We start from the raw sequence: 16276 nt of genomic DNA on the forward strand, positions 1-16276 counted from the left end.
CGAACCGCCTGGCGTGTTTTTCTAATTCGGAATCAACTATCGGAAGTTGATGCGATGAGTGACACATGGCAGACACTGGAACAGCGTTTCCGTGAACTGGCTGCGAAGGCACCAGAACTTAGTCTCGGTGTTAATCCAGTAGATGCCGAATGGCAGTCAGAACCTGTGCTATTGGAAGGCGTCGAAGTCGGGCAGCGTATAGTTCAGACTGGTTGGTCGAAGAGCTATCGCGGCTGGAGCACACCAACCGGCGAATGGGAGTGGCATGTCTCGGGCGAAAAGGGAAATCTGCATGTTGATGAGTTGGCAGGTCTGATACGCAGAGCAGACCAACTGTTGGGCGTCACGCACTGTGAACGCAGTAAATTCACCGGCGTACTCGTTGAGCATTTTGGCAACAGTGCAATGTCGCTACTTTTTAAACACACAGACCCGCTGTTTCACGACGCTCCGCCAAACTGTATTCCGAACGCTGCGGAGCTATGTGCCGTAACTGCCAACTACCTGACCACGGCAGCTATCCATCAGAGTGAAACTTCGGAAACGCCAGTTGCAGCGAGTACACAGGCGGAAATTGACGAAGCGGATTATTCTGAAGAATTTCGCCGATCGGGAGACTGGCGAAAGATATTGCAAAAAGATGGTGTACCGCTAAGTCGAGATATGTGGTCAGCCAGAATCAAAGGCTTGAAAGGCGATTTGATTCGAGTGATGGCAAAGTCTGGTAGCAAACAGCACTTCAAGGTTCACACCAACGACCTTCCTGATGGATTGAAAACAAAGCCACAGAGGGACCGTTTTCTAAACCCAAGGCCGACAGAAACCTGATACGTCGACCGTTTGTCGACCTGCCGTCCGCTCTTTGTCGTAGCCGCTTGGAACCATATTCCAAGCGGTTTTTCGATCGCTATCGTCGTGGCATGGAGTGTCACGACGTATCAATCAGCGGCGAAATCATCTGGACCGACGAAGCGGTCGAACAGATGGCTGCGCTGTTTCTTGACCTAGCCGAACAGTCGCACGATGACGACAACACAGATGCTCCAATCATCCCGTTTCGGCAACGCGATGCTGCGTGCCGAGAAACCAGCAGCACGCATGGAGCAACGTAGTGGACCCAATCGTCGACGACATCAAACGCATGTGGGCTGAAGGCAAAACGCTGCCTCAAATCGCAACGCAATTGCATCTGAAAATCGGTTTTGTCCGATGCGTCCTGCAGACCGGAGACGTGCCGAACGCGGCCACTGATCTCGTTGAAACGATCATGATTCTGCATTCGATCTTTGTGCCGGCGGCTGAGATCGCACGCAGGCTGAAAGTCGATCAGGCGACGGTGCTGCACATCCTCACGCACGGCAAGTTGCCACAGCGGCAACTTAGCCTGGCATGGAAAGAGCTGCCGGCCGACCGCCCTCTCGACGATGAGGTGGGCCGATGAGCGTAGCAAGCGACTGTACGGCGTGGCAAGAGCACTCACAGCGGCTGGCCAAGTGGGCATTGGATAGGCTGGTCAACCGAAGCGATCGGCACGGGTGTTATGGTGACAAGGGAGCATTCACGGCCGACACACTGGACGAATACACGCTCCGAAATCACTTCTACGGCGCGAAGGTTGTCGGTCTGCACAGCACAGCGGCCGACAACACATGTAAGTGGCTGGGGCTCGACATCGACAACCACGATGGCGATGACAACTTAGCCGCAGACAATCTCAGCACCGCCATCGAGCTGCTGAACAAATTGCTTGATCTTGGCATCATGGCGGCACTGGAAGACAGCAACGGCGACGGCGGCTATCACATTTGGATCCTGTTTTCGGAACCAGTGCCAACGGAAGACGTCTTTCGCTTTGCAAAGTGGTTGATTGACGGTGCCGACATTGAAACTTCCCCTAAGCAGGCAGCGTTAAGCGGGAAGGGGCTCGGTAACTGGTTGCGGCTTCCCGGTCGGCACCACACGCGAGAGCACTGGTCGCGTGTATGGGGTGATGGCGAGTGGCTGGATGATGCGGAGTCCGTCGAAGCCTTGTTAAACCTGCCTGCGAACGACCCATCTGTATTGAACGTTGTGCCGGATGAACCGCCGGATAATGACGCGTGTGAACCGGCGACGCGAAAGACCATGGAGAAGCGACAGCAACCGCTCCCCGACGTCAACGGCACGGAATCACTTGTCGATATTGCGGAGCGAACCATTGAACAAACCCCGTGGCGTGAATTGCTCGAATCACAGGGATGGCATCTTGAATCGAACAACGGAGCCGAATCGACATGGACTCGACCAGGGAAGGAATCAGGCGTATCGGCGACGCTGAATTTTGGCGGCAACAATCTGTTCCACGTCTTCACGGAGTCGACAAACCTTCCAGCGGACGGCAAAAGCAATGGCCAGTCGTACGGCAAGTGGCGTTTCTATTGCTGGTCGCACAACTTCGGGACTGATCAGGTTGCAGCGGCAAAAGAGTATCTGCCCGACGATGTTGTTCAGGAGCACGGTCAGCAATGGCGTGAATCTCAGTCGGGGGCAGCCCATAGCAACGACGAACAACCGACCGAAAGCCCGAAGAAAACATTCGAAGGCAAAGACATATCCGATCTTGAACCGCATGCAGAATCTGAAGTCGACTGGCTGGTCGATGGAATCTTTTCTTCAGACCAACCGACGCTGTTCGGTGCAAAATCCAAATGCCTGAAAACAACGTTGCTGGTCGACTTGACGATTGCGTTGGCTACCGGGGGGAAGTGGCTTGGAGCATTTCAGGTCGGCAAACCGAGGCGGGTTCTGTTTTTTACTGGCGAGGCAAACTATCGAGCCGTAGCGCGTCGCCTGAAGAAAGCCTGTAAGAGCCACGGGACGTCGTTTTCAGCTTTGCGTGGCATGTTGCGAGTCGACGCAATGGAGTTCCCGAAGCTACCGAACGTCACTCATTGCGTGGCCGTTGCCGACGCCGTCAAAAAATACGACATCGACGTTGTTATCGTCGACCCGCTCTATCGCGGCATGACCGCACAGATGGACACCAACCGCATGGCCGACATTGGTGATGCCATTGTGAACTTCGCGAATTGGTGCCGTCCTGCGTCGCTTGTGATGAGTCACCACACGACCAAAGCGTCCGCCAGGGAACTTGGCTCGCCACCTGACCTTGAAGATATGACGGGCGCGGGCATCGCCGAGTCATTCGGGAATTGGTGGCTGATGGGACGCAACGAGAAGTATCAATGGGATTGGAACCACGACCTATGCGTCCAATTCGGCGGCCGTGATGAGCAGGCAGGCGGACGGCGGATTCTGTTCAACGAAAAAGACTGGACGGCTGAAGTCTCGAACCTGCATGAGTTTCTAACCGAGCAGCAGGAAGCGGCACAGAAGGCCAGGGAAGACGCTAAGCGTGAGAAACATCATCGAGCCATCGAAACCGCACGCAGCAGGGTTCAGAATGTTCTGAGAGACCAAACGACCCCACTCAGCAAAAACCAGATTGAAGAACGCCGTGGCGAGGTTCCGCAAAAGGAAATCCGCCAGGCAATCTACGACATGGAAACCGACCAGTCGCTGACAATCCACGACTACCGAGATTCGCGAAATCGGCTTCAGTCGGGAGGGTATTTGCTGGCCGAAAAAGGGCACGAATATGACGCACTTTTTAGCGAGTCTGAAGATGTTCGTTGATGCTCGTTGTTGCTCGTCACGACGAACATCGACGAGCAGTTCGATATATGTTCGTCGTCCGTCCCTATAGGGGACGACGAACAACGAACATCATCAACCACCATTGGAAATGGCCGACGAACAACAACGAGCAACGAGCATCCCCCCAACGAAACGACGCACTGGAAACGCTGAACCGACATGAGCAGCCAACGACGACACGACCCAACACCTGAAGAGATCGCAGCCGTGTGTCTCGAGATTCAAGCGACATGGTCCGAGGCCGAACGGCTGCGACGCCTCAGGGTTGACTTGAGACCGACGTACACGCGATGCGATGGCGAGCAAGCGACGATGACACATGAAGACTATCACGCACACCAAGCGAGCCATGCAGCCTTGTGTGGCACAGACGATGGTCGACTCGGGTAGGGGCCAATATTTGGGGAGCGATAGTGGCTGTCAACCGCATTCCCCTAGCGTATTTTTTTGGGGAGTTTTCTTAGCACTTTGAAGGATTGAAAATGGGAAGCAGAGGACCGTTACCAAAACCCGGCAGTTCAGAATCTGAGCGCGGCCGGAACACCGCGAACCGTCGAACCAAGATTGACCCGGAGGCAACACTTCCGAAATGTCCAGGCGACTTGCCAGATGATGCCGCCAAGCGATTCTGGAAGCAGCACGCCAAAAGCCTGTTCGAAAAAGGCTGGTTGACGCCACAGGACGTACCGGCGTTTGTTCGTCTTTGTCACACGTGGTCACAGCTGTGCGAGCTGGACCAAAAGTTGAAAGACGAGGGGCTTACTACCGTCAGTTCGACGGGAGTATGCCGGGCACATCCCGCGGCGTCGTTGCGAGTCTCGACCGAAAAACAATTTCTCGCACTTTCGGTTCAGTTTGGAATGTCGCCAACAAGTCGACAACGTGTTCCGCCAGCGGAAAACGTGGAACCCGTCCGCATGCGACGGCAGCGTGATCTGGAAACCAAGTATCTTTAGCAAATGGAAAATCACATGGCATCGACGCAAGAATTCACCGAATTCTGGCAGCGGCTTAGCGTCGCAGAACTGGAAGCAATCGCGGCGGTTGCAACGTCGCCGAAGACATCGGAGGTCAGCAGACCGATGGCGTTCTTTTTGGCTGATGCGTTGCAGGTCGAAGCTGATCATCGTGAACACTTCAAGACGAAAACCGCTCAGTTGCCACCAGTTGACCGCTGGAGCGATTCGGAAGTCTCGGAAGCATACTTTGCCGCAACGATGACAGAACGTGCGTTAGCGGGCACCTCTGAGCGGCTAAACGAGTGGGCAGCGTTGTTGAAGGCGTGCATCTGTCTGGAAATGGCAGCACGATTGAAGGTTCGACAGATTATGCGAGACCCATCATGCAACTAAAGCCAGGCGACCAATGCAACGCATGCTTTGCGGGACGAATGAAGGTTCGGTCTGTGTACGACAGCGGCGGCTGGCACACTCGCTATTTGATCTGCACGAAGTGTGGACAACGTTGTCAGCATGTTGTTCCAGCAAGCGAAGTGCGGCGGCGAACGCTTAAGCAAAAAAGTGGTTCGCCTTAAGCAAACAGGTTCTTCGCAAGCGGTTGACGATCGCTGATAATGCCAGCACGTCACAAAGATGGCGGAGCAAAAATTCCTGGCATAGATCACGGAGTAGCGAAAAATGGAAAGCGTAGTTTTGACTGATGGCGAAGTTGCGGCGGTGTTGAAGGTCAGCCGTGCAACGATCAGACGCATGTGGTGGCGGAAACAACTGCCCGCACCGATTCAGATCGGCGTCTGCAACCGCTGGCGAAAATCAGATATCGACCAGTGGCTCGCCGATCAACCGACGAACAATTTGTACGACACGCCTGATGCGTGCGAAAGGAAACTGGTGTAATGACTCAACAAACGATGAAAATGCAGCTCGAACAAGCTGCGGAGCGACGCATTACCTTACATGCGGAGGTTCAAGAACTTTTGGATGCGGCGACTGAAACGCAGCGGCTTTCAAAAGAGGACGAGGCGAAGGTCGACGAACTTCTTTGCGAGGTCGAGGACATCGGCCGATTTTTGGAACGGCACCAGTCGCCGAAAATGGGCGGATTCGTTTTCGGAGAGGATTCTGGGGGCTCAGTCGGCAGCGGTCCGCGTTTTGTGGATCAGCACGGTAACCAGTTGCGAGCGTTTACAGGCGAACAGCAGTTTGCCAACAAGCGACTTGACGGTGAACTGGGTGCAGCAATCCACGGCATGCTGACAGGTCAGCCGATGGCATCACAGGCAGGCAGCACAGACAGTGCTGGCGGCTACATTCTGAACGGTGACCTGTCCAGCCAGGTGATTGACCTGGCACGTTCTGCGAGCGTCTGCATGCGTGCGGGGGCAGTCACGATGCCGATGACCACATCCGAACTGCGGATTGCTCGAGTAGCATCAGATGCAACATCGTATTGGCGACCAGAAACGGCAGCGGTCACATCGTCCACCATGACGTTTGAAGCTGTCAATCTGCGTGCGAAGACGTTGGCGTGTATCGTGCCTGTCAGCATCGAGATGCTGGAAGATGCGTCGAACGCTGCATCAGTCATCGAATCGGCCCTGGCTGCAAGCATGGCTCAGAAACTCGATGCGGCTGGACTTGTCGGCACTGGTGCTGCGTCCGAACCGTTGGGGATCCGTAACCATAGCGGCATCAACACGATTGCCAGCGTGGGCACACCTGCGGATTACAACGACATCAGCCTGGCCGTCGGTGACATCATGGCGGCGAACTATGCGGGACAGGTCGATGGCCTGTCGTGGATCAGTTCACCGCGAACTGACGACACCTATGATGGATTGCAGGATACGACGAACCAACCGTTGATGCCTACGCCACGGGTAGCCAAGCTGAAGCGATTCAGCACGACGGCGTTGCCTGAAGATGAAGGCGGCGGCAGCGATGAAGCTGTCAGCATCGTGGGTGACTTCAGCCAGTTGGTGTTCGGCATGCGGACGAGGTCCGTCAATATCCGAATTCTGGAAGCTGGAACGGCTACCGATGACAGCGGCGACACATGGAACGCAGCAAGCCAGTTGCTGAAGCACATTGTGTGCTACGTGCGGGCCGACGTTGCGTTGCTGCGTCCGACCTGGTTTACCGTCCTCACAGGCATCACAGCGTAGAAAGGCTGAACAATGAATCTCTCAACATCGGGTAAAATCACCCGCGTATCCAATGCCGTGGCGGCTGGCCAGGCGACAACCAATTGTTCGTCGGTTGATATGAAGGGCTTTGAAAGTGTGACTTTCGTTCTCAGCGTCGGGGCGATTGTCTCGACAGGAACGGTCACACTCAAAGCACAGCAGTCGACCGACAACAGCTCATTCGCTGACCTGGAAGGGACTGCAATTGCCTACACGGATGCCGACGACAACAAAGTCGCCATTCTGGAAATCACGAAACCGCTCGAACGTTATGTTCGTCCTGTCGTCATTACGGCAACGGCGAACGGAACAATCGACAGCGTGATTGCGATTCAGACGGCTGCTAATGAAGAACCAGTTACACACGACAGCACGACTGTCGTCGGTTCTGAACAGCACCTGGCACCTGCTGAAGGCACTGCGTAATTATCGGCGAGTGATGTTCGCGGCATAGATCGATGGACATCACAAACCCTTATGGCTGAACCCGTCGGTGTGTGCCGGCGGGTTTTTCTTGTTCAGGGTGCAAGTCGGCAGCGTGCTACGGTACACTGCGATCGGCGGGATAGGCTTAGCGGCCAAACGCTGGCACCAACACCAGTTTCCCGTCATTTTATTTTGTTGGATTCACTTTAGTTGGAAGGTGAAAACGATGACACGAGCAGTTGCATATCTTCGACGCTCCAGTAGCAAACAGGAAAAGTCGATTTCCGCACAACGGTCTGCGGTCCAGAACTACGCTGGCGAGCGTGGTTACACGATTGTCAAAGAGTACGTCGACGACGGCATCAGCGGCGACAATAACGCGGCGTTACGACAGTTCCATCAGATGCGGGACGACCTGACGACCAGCCACGTCGCGGACGTTGTTTTGGTTTGGGCTTATGACCGCATCAGCCGCAACGACAGTGACGAAGAATCCGCTGCCATGTTTCCGCTGCGTGAAGCTGGCATCTGCGTTGATTCTGTTACTGAGGGGTTGATTGATCGGGATTCCTTCGAAGGGCGCATCACTCACACCGTTCGCCAAGAAGGGCGGCACAGCTATATCCGTGACCTGGCGAAGAATTCTTTGCGTGGTCGTGTGAATTCGGCGTTGCAGGGACACATTGCAGGTCAATCTGCACCTTATGGTTTCGACCGCATGGTCGTTGATGGCCAGGGCAACCACATTCTGCGAATGAAGAACGGAGATCCAAAACCAACACGCGGCGGAGATACTTACATCACGCTGGTTCCATCAGACGACCCTGAAGTCGTCGCTACGCTGCGTTACATTTTTGAGGAATACGCTAAGCCTCAGATCGGACTGCGCACAATCGCAGGCGAGTTGACAGAGCGTGGTATCTGCGGACCGCGTGGACCACAACGGGGAACTGAAAATCCAGGTCGCTGGCACGCAAATACGATTAAACACATCCTGTCGAATCAGAACTACGTCGGCACCTATGTCTTCGGAAAACGGACGGAGGCGAAATTCTTCAAGGTATCCAAGGACCGAATCGAAGAACGACAGAAGACGGACTATCGACGTTCAAAGGTGCGACTGAACGACGAAGCCGAACAGGTGATCGTTCCGAATGCCTTTACAGGTCTGATCGATCGCAAGTTGTTTGATGCCGTGCAACGTAAACTGGATGATCAAAAGCGTGGTAGCCGTCAGCCGCAAGTGAAGAAACCTGATCGGTATCCGCTCGCAGGTCTGGTGATCTGCGGTTGTTGCGGGGGGCGAATGTATGGCGGACCGAAACCGCACACGACCGATAAGTCAGCCAGTCGTTACTTCTGTTCGACCTATCAAAAAGAAGGCAGTAAGCACAAACACGCGAACGGCTGCTATCACAACCAGATTGACGGCGACGCATTGCTGAAAGTCGTCACCGATAAGATTCAGAAGTCACTAACACCCGCAAACCTGAAGCGGTTGGAATCAGCGATGCGGCGGCAAGTGGCCAAACGATCCAGCCAGAAGCCTGACACAGCACCGCTGCAACGCAAGCTGGACAAACTCAACGCAGACATCGACAAGGCCGCAGACCGCCTACTGCGATCCGACGACGATCTGATTGATATTCTCGCTCCTAAGATTAAGGCCATGCGACAGGAGCGTGACAGAGCGGCTGACATGCTGGAAAATGAGCGGCGGAAATCCAGCGATAGCGACGGTGAACGGCTGGTGAGTGATGCCATGCGGCGGCTGAAAGACTTCTCGAAGCAGATTCGATCGTCAGCACCAAAAATAAAGCGTGATGCCATCCACATGCTTGTGGACAGCATCACGCTCGAATTTCAGCACGGTTGGAAGGGAAAAAGACCCTTCGACACTCTGACGAGAGGAATAATCAACTCGTCTAGAACCGTGCATCGAGAGTTCAGAGGCCCAGTTGAACTTTTTCTCGCCTCCGTCGCCGAGTGGGATGCTCACATTTCCCACCTCATTCTAGCGGCGTAAACCTCTTCTTGACCGCTTCGGGCCAACATTCCGCCCTCATTTAGAAGAGGGCGATTTCCGAATTCGTCGCCCGAATTCAGGCGTCAAAAACAGACGAATTGCCAATTCGTCAACCGAACTGCCAGTTCGCCCTTTGACTTGTGAGGAGCAAGCATGTCGCTGCTCCAACTCAATCCAAGTCTTTGGGAGTCCGAACATGAGTGGAATTATAGACAGCGTAATGGAGTGGGGCCAGAACTGCGAGTTTGTCGCTCGCTGCCCAAAGGCAATCACGCCTGAAGTCAGAGCTTTCTGCGATTCACTGGAGGCTGATCGGCCCCAGTTTCTTGCAATCCAACCAACCCCATCCGCTGAGCCAGCTTGCTGCTCTCAGAATGTGTTGGCAGAGGTGGAGGAAGGGAACGGTTCGTTGCAGGCGGGTTGGTCCATCTGGCAAATGCGTAATGCCTACTTGGTCGCAGAACGTCATGCGGTTCTAAGGACCGAATCCGGCCTCATCGACATCACCCCTCAGTTTGACGCCACTTGTCGAATCGCTTTTGCAGCGACCGAAGAGATGCCTTTCAGCTTCTCAATGCCGTGCAGTTACTTTCCCCTTTCAGCCCACCCGCTCGTTCTACGCTCGGTGGAGTTGATGAGTCTGAACTCAGAGTTGTTCTTCCGGGGCGGTTTCCGATCCCGTGAGTTCTACAGAAATGACAGAGAGTCGGCGGATTGCCTCCGTAGGTATTTCTCAATGAACAACCAACAAGACAAGAAGCGGCTGGCCAACTCACGCAGAGTGAATCGGAAGGCGGAACGTCAGCGGAAACGTGCAAATCGCAGATGAACCGTGGGCAATCAATAAGCGTGACATTTCTTTGAGAATGGAAGGAGCAAACAATGGCAGAGAACTCAGGTATCGGCTGGACCGATCACACAATGAACTTCTGGTGGGGATGCAACAAAGTCTCCACCGAGTGTCAACACTGTTACATCGACGGCCTGATGCGCCGGGCGGGGCGAGAGCCATTCAACGGCCCGATGCGGACAGTCGATTGGAGCAAGCCAGCCAAATGGAACAGGCAAGCCGAAGCGCTCGGTCGTCGGCTGCGAATTTTCACCTGCTCCATGTCAGACTTCTTCCACGAGGGGGCTGACCAATGGCGTCCCGAAGCATGGGAGGTCATCCGATCCTGCCCAAACCTCGACTGGCTGGTCCTGACCAAGCGGCCCGAGCTTATCCCGACACGCCTACCGAACGACTGGGGAGGCGGTTATCCGAACGTCTGGCTAGGCGTAACCTGCGGGGCCACGAGTTCTCTTGGCCGGGTTGCGATTCTCAAGGGCTTACCAGCCCGACTGCGGTTCATCTCCGCAGAACCGTTGCTTGAACCTGTGGATTTTCGACCGCATCTGGATGGTTCAATTCACTGGATCATCACGGGCTGTGAGCAGGCGGGGAAAGACAAACGCCGTCCGATGAGCCTCGACTGGGTGGAAGACATCGACAACCAGTGCCGGAAAGCGGAGATCGCTCACTTCGTCAAGCAGAGATACGAGGGCACCCAGATCACATACTGAGGTGGTACAGGTTTCAGGGACAGGTCATTCTCTTATTTTGGGAGATTGATGATCTGTTCGAACTGAGCTGGCGACCTGTAATCGAGGCTGGAGTGTCTGCGTTCGTGAACGTAGTAGCGGACGTATTTTGACATCTCTCTTCTTGCCTCTGCCTTGCTTTGGTAATCGGTCATTTCGAGTTCGTTCTTGATCGTTCCGAAGCAGCTTTCCATGGATGCGTTGTCATAACAGTTGTCAGCACGGCTCATGCTTTGTGTGATTGCTGCCCGACGAAGAATTGATCGGTATTCATTGCCAGCGTACTGGCCGCCTCGATCCGTGTGGTGAATCAATCCAACGTCAGGCTGTCGTTCTTTGATGCTCGAACGCAGTGCTTTGAGGACCAGCTGTTCCGTCATGTTGTTATCCAGATGCCAACCAACGATCCGCCGGGAAAACAGATCCATCAGCATCGCCATGTAGCAAAACGTCCCGTCAGTCAGCGGGATGTAGGTAATGTCTCCAACCCAAATTTGATTGATCGTTGTTGGGGCGTCCGCATCGAGCAACAGGTTCGGCGAATAGCCCAGTCGATGACGGCTGTCTGTCGTTTTTGGAACGAACGACTTCGGCTGAATTGCCTTTAATTTAAGGGCTTTCATGACATTCGAGACCTTCCTGCGATCACAGGGAAGTCCCATTTCCTTGAGGTCTTCGGCAATGCGACGAGCCCCGTAGCGGCGGCGGTGACACTTAAAGATGACTCTTATCAACGGAGCCAGTTGAGCATCCTGTTCTTCAAAGATCGTGGGCTCAGCAGTCTGCCAGGCATAAAACGAAGTTCGGTTCACACCGAGATGACGACAGACTTCGGCCACGTTTCCATGACCTTCCTGAACAATCGCTTCAACGGCCGCATAGACGTCAGCTATTCGTTGCGGCCGAAAATAGCCAACGCTTTTTTTAGTATGTCCCTCTCACGTTCGACACGCCGCAGATCGGCTTCGAGGTCCTTGACCTTAGCCTCCAAAGAGCTTGCCACTGGACCACTTTGTTCCAGCTGCTCCTGTTTCCAGCGATACAAAACGTTGACGTTTGAAATGCCCAACCGGTCCACAACCTGAGGAGCCGTGTACCCATCCAGAAGCAGCTGCACGGCTTCTTCTTTGAACTCATCCGTGTACTGACGGCGAGACGATTTCTTGACTGATTTTTTTTCTTCCGAGACATCCTGAGGTCCTTTCTACGGACTCAAAATAAGAGATTCACGTGTCCCTGAAACCTGTACCACCTCATACGACGGCCTGATCGACGGAAAGGTCCGCCAAGAGTGGCCAGAGGTAGCGTAGCCCACCCTTCAAGTAATTCCAGTTCAAGGAGAACCAACAAATGAAACATGACATGGAAGAGATCGTTCAGGCAATTAGCTTGATCTCAAACTGGCTCCGAGATGAGTCGAAGTATCCCCGTTCAGTAAAGCCTGCTGAAGAATCGTCTCGCTATCTTGGCATCCGTGAACTTTCGATTGCGTTTATGGAATGGCAGTTTCGTCGGGTCAGTCAAGCCGAGCAGGAGCATCCACCGACTGACGTTCGTGTCAGCAACCGAGTTCTGCAACTTCTCGAAAAGGCTGCGGAGGCTCATCAGCAGTGTATTAGTGTTGGGGACGGAGGCAACGACGATGCTTAACGAAAGACGAGTGACCGTAGGCGACCTGATCGACGAGGGCCGTCGCTTTGTGTTGGAAGTCGGCGAGTATCACGAAGGCGAGGGCTTCCGAGCCATCATCGTTTTCGAGAACCACCCCGGCTACTTTCCCAGCGGAGAACTCTCGAATCAACCAGACGCCGCTCCGGTTCTTTGGTGGCCCATCAGTAACCGTCAAGAAGCTCAAAGAATGGCATATAGCCATTCCAAGGCGACCCTCGGCCTGAGCAGGATGGAACACATGAAGATCGTCATGTCGTCCATTGGAACGCAACACTAGTCGGGAAAGGTGACGGTCAAGTTTGACTTGGAATCTGCTCGGATTTGGTTGCGCAACGGGTTCGGTCAGGAGATGGAATTGGAAGAAGAACATGCTGTCGCTCTCTACCAAGACCTCGCTCGCACGATGAACCTTCCGTTCCGCCCCAATTGCTCCGAGTGCGGGATGCTACTGGATGAGGACGAGTATTGCGGCTGGTGTGAAGGCTGATAGTACACCGTATGAATCTCGATGGATTCCCTGCCACCCGTGCCGCTGTGCCGGGTGTGCCGGGTCTCACATTATAGGAGGAAGAAATGAAACAACTGAGCGTGGTCAGAGACGAACTCTTTGACGAAGAGAAAACGCACCAGCACGCCGAAGACGAATCGACTGAAGATTCAGAAGACACCTCGGTACGTCAATTGAGTTGGGATGAAGGAGACCCTGCCGCTACGAACTATCGCAAGCTCGGGTCGTTGTTGGCCCGATCGGGCGACCTCTTCGGGCGATCCGGGTATGAGGCGGGTTTGATCTTGGTCCGGCCAGACGGCTCCACCAAGCTCATCACCACGGCGGCTGATCTGGCTCCCGTGATCGTGGACCGGGTGGCTCTGACCATCTATCTCGACGGAAAGCCCAAGGGGAGCAAGCTCTCGGCGGCGCACATGAACGCCATGTTGAGGACGAAGGCGTTCTTGTCAAAGTTTGCCGTCGTCGATCATATCAGCACGGTGCCACGCTATCTGCCGCCCAATTTTTCTCTGACAGAACCCGGCTACAACGATGGCGGCGAAGACCATCGTTACTTCTTCGTCGGCGAGTCCCCCCAGGTCTTTGATTCGATGGATCGTATCGAAAGATTCCTGGACGTAATGGACCTTGAGACGGAGGCAGACAGGGCAAATGCACTGGCGGCGGGGCTGACTGTGCTGCTGCGGAATCACTGGCCCGGAGGCAAACCGATTGTTCTGCTCACCGCATCCAAGAGTCACGCCGGGAAGGACACTGTGATCGCCTTCGCTTCGGGTGAGACCGAGCAATGCTCAATCAGCTATCAGGGCACAGATTGGGCGCTGGAGCGCAGTCTTGTAGGTGCATTGAACCACAATGCCGACTGCGGTGTGTTGGTGGTTGAGAATGCTCGGTTGGATCGCCGAGGCAACTCGATTTCTTCTGCGATCATCGAACGATTCGCAACAGACCCCAATGTGTTTCTGTTCTCAACTGGGACAGGTCCAGCAACCCGACGACGAAACGACATCGTGCTGGCGATCTCTACGAACTTTGGGACCGTGAGTGAGGACATACTCAACCGCTGCCTGCCAATCCATCTCGATCCCGTGGGCAATGTGTCTGATCGAGCGTCACCCATCGGAAATCCGAAGCTGGAGTTTTTACCCCAGAATCGTGACGGGATAGCCGCAGAATTGCGAGGGATGATTGAGCGTTGGAAAGATGCTGGTTGCCCTCTCGATAAGGATACGAGACATCCGTTTTCAGAATGGGCTGCGGTCGTTGGAGGAATCCTCAAAGCAAACGGCATTCGAGGATTCCTTGCCAACTACGGCAAGCGAAGAGTTGCCGATGATCCTGTTCGTGCCGCCATCGGCCTGATAGGGACATCGATTCACGGTGAGGAGTGGTACAAGCCTGAAGTGTGGGCTAGAGAAGTCGCTAGGCTTGGCCTCGTCAAGCAAGTGATCCCGATAGGCGATCAAGAGAGCTTTGAATCCAGAAAAAGGGGCTTGGGCGTCGTTCTGAGTGCCCACCGCAATGAGGCATTCCACGTCGAAACGGAGTCCGAAAGACTGACTCTTCGGCTCGAAAAGAGTCGGAAGCGTCACGATGGCGAACCACCGCACGTCAGGTATCGCTTCGTCGTTGTAAGCAGAGAAGCGATTCCCACCGACGACTGACCGTTCGCTACTGACTTTCACTTTTGTATAGCGGCTGCGCTCCCGGTGCGCACTCAGCGTGGTCGCTACCAAATCCAGTGCGCCCATATCGAAAGGGAAATCGCCATGACTACTTGGAACCTCCGTGATTACCAGCAAGACGCCTACGAGACCGCAGATGGCCAATCACGAGTCATCGTCAATATGCCAACCGGCTGGGGCAAGAGCTTTCTGCTCTGTGCCCTTGCCGCTTCGGACCTGCGAAACCCTTCGAGAAAAGTCGTTATCTGCGTTCCGCAACGGATCATCGCCAAAGGATTCAGCCAGAAGAAAAAGATCATACTTCCTGATGGCGAAATCGTTGAATGGTCCGTGCCGAGAAACCTCTGTGGTACATCCACTGCCAAAGTGGATGAACTGACGGACTTCTTGCTTGCCGGGCCTGCGAAGTCTGCGGCAAGACGTGTTGTTCTCACAACCCACATGACGCTCTCTTATGCCCTAAACCGATTGAGTGACGATGAGTTGGCCGAGGTTGCGGACGAGACTACCTATGTCATCGATGAATCACACCACATATCTGCATCGGAACAGAATCGGAACGTCTTGGGCGAGCAGATTGTTCGGATACTCGATACCGGATCAGAGGGTCTCAAGATGTGGCTGGCCACCGCCTACTTCTTCCGAGGCGACCACCTCCCGATCATCAGTGAAACGCACCTCTCCGAGTTCACTCGGGTTCACGTTCCCTTCGACGAATACTGGCAAATTCTCAAGCACATCAAGAGCTACTCCTATGACTTCGTGGCCTACAAGGGCACCGTGTTCAAGGAGCTTCAGCATCTTCTTCAACAATCGGCTACGCCGACGATCATCTATTGTCCGCCAGAAGGCCACAAAATGTTGCTCGGCAAAAGCAAGGCGAAGTTCGTCGCCCGACTCCAACAGACGGTGTGCGACTGCCTCGACGCAACCCCGTGGACTTCATTCGACGAAGCCTTGCGGCAAGAAGCGGTCGTTGTTGATTTGGTCGTTACCGAACAGCGCACTGAGAAAATCCGGTTCGTGGCTGAACACGGCAACCGAGTAGCTGCAATCCTCACGGTCGGAATGTTTCGTGAGGGAGCAGACTGGGTTGAAGCCGCTCGAATCATTGATCTTGTGCCTACCAACTCCGATCAAGACCGGCTTCAGCGGTTTGGACGGCTCGTGCGGGACTGCCGTGGGAAACGGCACATCAGTTACTTCAATTTATTTCCGTTGGTGGTCGAGCAGAATGAAGAGGAACGTCGGCGACAATTGACGAAGCTGTACGCTCATTTCCACGCTTCACTCGTCCTTGAGAACGCCGTTGAGCCGGTCAGGGTGAGACTTCGGCCCCGACCGAAGCATGGACCGAAGGAAGAGGCAGGCGATCCGAAGTCCCACTTCAATCTGCTTGGCGAGTTCTCGGAAGCCGAACAAGAGCAGATCATCCGAGACACCTACGAGTCACTGCTCAAGTAGGGCCAGCGCGCACTTTGGGCAATTTAGGCTGGCGCGACAAGTGAGTATTGGTTAGTCTTTTCGTGTCGTAA

17 protein-coding genes are annotated in these 16276 nt (G+C 54.4%); 15 read left to right on the plus strand and 2 right to left on the minus strand.

Going from position 1 to position 16276, the window contains the following annotated elements; translation table 11 throughout:
• The first annotated feature begins 54 nt into the window (after window positions 1–54).
• From Fuma_RS00500 to Fuma_RS00560, 11 genes are all read left to right on the plus strand, one after another.
• Window positions 55–828 carry a hypothetical protein gene (locus Fuma_RS00500; protein ID WP_077022401.1) on the plus strand — a complete coding sequence of 258 codons (774 nt, stop codon included), beginning with the start codon at window positions 55–57 and terminating at the stop codon, window positions 826–828.
• 47 nt (window positions 829–875) lie between these two features.
• Window positions 876–1112 (plus strand): hypothetical protein, encoded by a 237-nt coding sequence (locus Fuma_RS00505; RefSeq protein WP_145943861.1) that lies wholly within the window; start codon window positions 876–878, stop codon window positions 1110–1112.
• A complete protein-coding gene (locus Fuma_RS00510) occupies window positions 1112–1441 on the plus strand; it encodes a hypothetical protein (protein WP_077022403.1) in 330 nt (109 codons plus the stop codon). Before Fuma_RS00505 ends, Fuma_RS00510 begins: the two co-directional genes overlap by 1 nt.
• Window positions 1438–3675: an AAA family ATPase gene (locus Fuma_RS00515; protein ID WP_077022404.1), complete on the plus strand. Its 2238-nt coding sequence runs from the start codon at window positions 1438–1440 to the stop codon at window positions 3673–3675. The genes Fuma_RS00510 and Fuma_RS00515 overlap by 4 nt, the downstream gene beginning before the upstream one ends.
• 503 nt (window positions 3676–4178) lie before the next feature.
• The gene (locus tag Fuma_RS36700; protein WP_077022406.1) at window positions 4179–4652 is read left to right on the plus strand and encodes a phage terminase small subunit P27 family; all 474 of its coding nucleotides are present in this window, start codon (window positions 4179–4181) and stop codon (window positions 4650–4652) included.
• Window positions 4653–4667: 15 nt separating this feature from the next.
• Window positions 4668–5048 carry a hypothetical protein gene (locus tag Fuma_RS00530; protein ID WP_145943862.1) on the plus strand — a complete coding sequence of 127 codons (381 nt, stop codon included), beginning with the start codon at window positions 4668–4670 and terminating at the stop codon, window positions 5046–5048.
• Between the two features lie 285 nt (window positions 5049–5333).
• A complete protein-coding gene (locus tag Fuma_RS00535; RefSeq protein ID WP_077022408.1) occupies window positions 5334–5552 on the plus strand; it encodes a helix-turn-helix transcriptional regulator in 219 nt (72 codons plus the stop codon).
• A complete protein-coding gene (locus tag Fuma_RS00540; protein ID WP_077022409.1) occupies window positions 5552–6820 on the plus strand; it encodes a phage major capsid protein in 1269 nt (422 codons plus the stop codon). Before Fuma_RS00535 ends, Fuma_RS00540 begins: the two co-directional genes overlap by 1 nt.
• A 12-nt stretch (window positions 6821–6832) precedes the next feature.
• Window positions 6833–7267 (plus strand): periplasmic binding family protein, encoded by a 435-nt coding sequence (locus Fuma_RS00545; protein ID WP_145943864.1) that lies wholly within the window; start codon window positions 6833–6835, stop codon window positions 7265–7267.
• 226 nt (window positions 7268–7493) lie between these two features.
• Complete coding sequence (locus tag Fuma_RS00550) at window positions 7494–9293, plus strand: recombinase family protein (RefSeq protein ID WP_077022411.1); 1800 nt, start codon at window positions 7494–7496, stop codon at window positions 9291–9293.
• A gap of 882 nt (window positions 9294–10175) precedes the next feature.
• Window positions 10176–10856, plus strand: a complete 681-nt coding sequence (locus Fuma_RS00560) for a DUF5131 family protein (protein ID WP_077022413.1) — start codon at window positions 10176–10178, stop codon at window positions 10854–10856.
• Window positions 10857–10888: 32 nt separating this feature from the next.
• Here Fuma_RS00560 and Fuma_RS00565 read toward each other — a convergent pair whose 3' ends face one another.
• Both Fuma_RS00565 and Fuma_RS00570 read right to left on the minus strand, forming a co-directional pair.
• The gene (locus Fuma_RS00565) at window positions 10889–11767 is read right to left on the minus strand and encodes an IS3 family transposase (protein WP_077022414.1); all 879 of its coding nucleotides are present in this window, start codon (window positions 11765–11767) and stop codon (window positions 10889–10891) included.
• Window positions 11764–11991, minus strand: a complete 228-nt coding sequence (locus Fuma_RS00570; protein WP_077022415.1) for a transposase — start codon at window positions 11989–11991, stop codon at window positions 11764–11766. The genes Fuma_RS00565 and Fuma_RS00570 overlap by 4 nt, the downstream gene beginning before the upstream one ends.
• 233 nt (window positions 11992–12224) lie before the next feature.
• Here Fuma_RS00570 and Fuma_RS00575 point away from each other — a divergent pair, with 233 nt between their 5' ends.
• From Fuma_RS00575 to Fuma_RS00595, 4 genes are all read left to right on the plus strand, one after another.
• Entirely contained in the window at window positions 12225–12524 is a 300-nt protein-coding gene (locus tag Fuma_RS00575; protein WP_145943866.1) for a hypothetical protein, read from the plus strand.
• Complete coding sequence (locus Fuma_RS00580; RefSeq protein WP_077022417.1) at window positions 12517–12822, plus strand: hypothetical protein; 306 nt, start codon at window positions 12517–12519, stop codon at window positions 12820–12822. Before Fuma_RS00575 ends, Fuma_RS00580 begins: the two co-directional genes overlap by 8 nt.
• A 296-nt stretch (window positions 12823–13118) precedes the next feature.
• The gene (locus tag Fuma_RS00590; protein ID WP_077022419.1) at window positions 13119–14720 is read left to right on the plus strand and encodes a hypothetical protein; all 1602 of its coding nucleotides are present in this window, start codon (window positions 13119–13121) and stop codon (window positions 14718–14720) included.
• Between the two features lie 105 nt (window positions 14721–14825).
• Window positions 14826–16205: a DEAD/DEAH box helicase gene (locus tag Fuma_RS00595; protein WP_077022420.1), complete on the plus strand. Its 1380-nt coding sequence runs from the start codon at window positions 14826–14828 to the stop codon at window positions 16203–16205.
• The last annotated feature ends 71 nt before the right edge of the window (window positions 16206–16276 follow it).

The sequence above is a fragment of the Fuerstiella marisgermanici genome, from assembly GCF_001983935.1.
Taxonomy (GTDB): Bacteria; Planctomycetota; Planctomycetia; order Planctomycetales; family Planctomycetaceae; genus Fuerstiella; species Fuerstiella marisgermanici.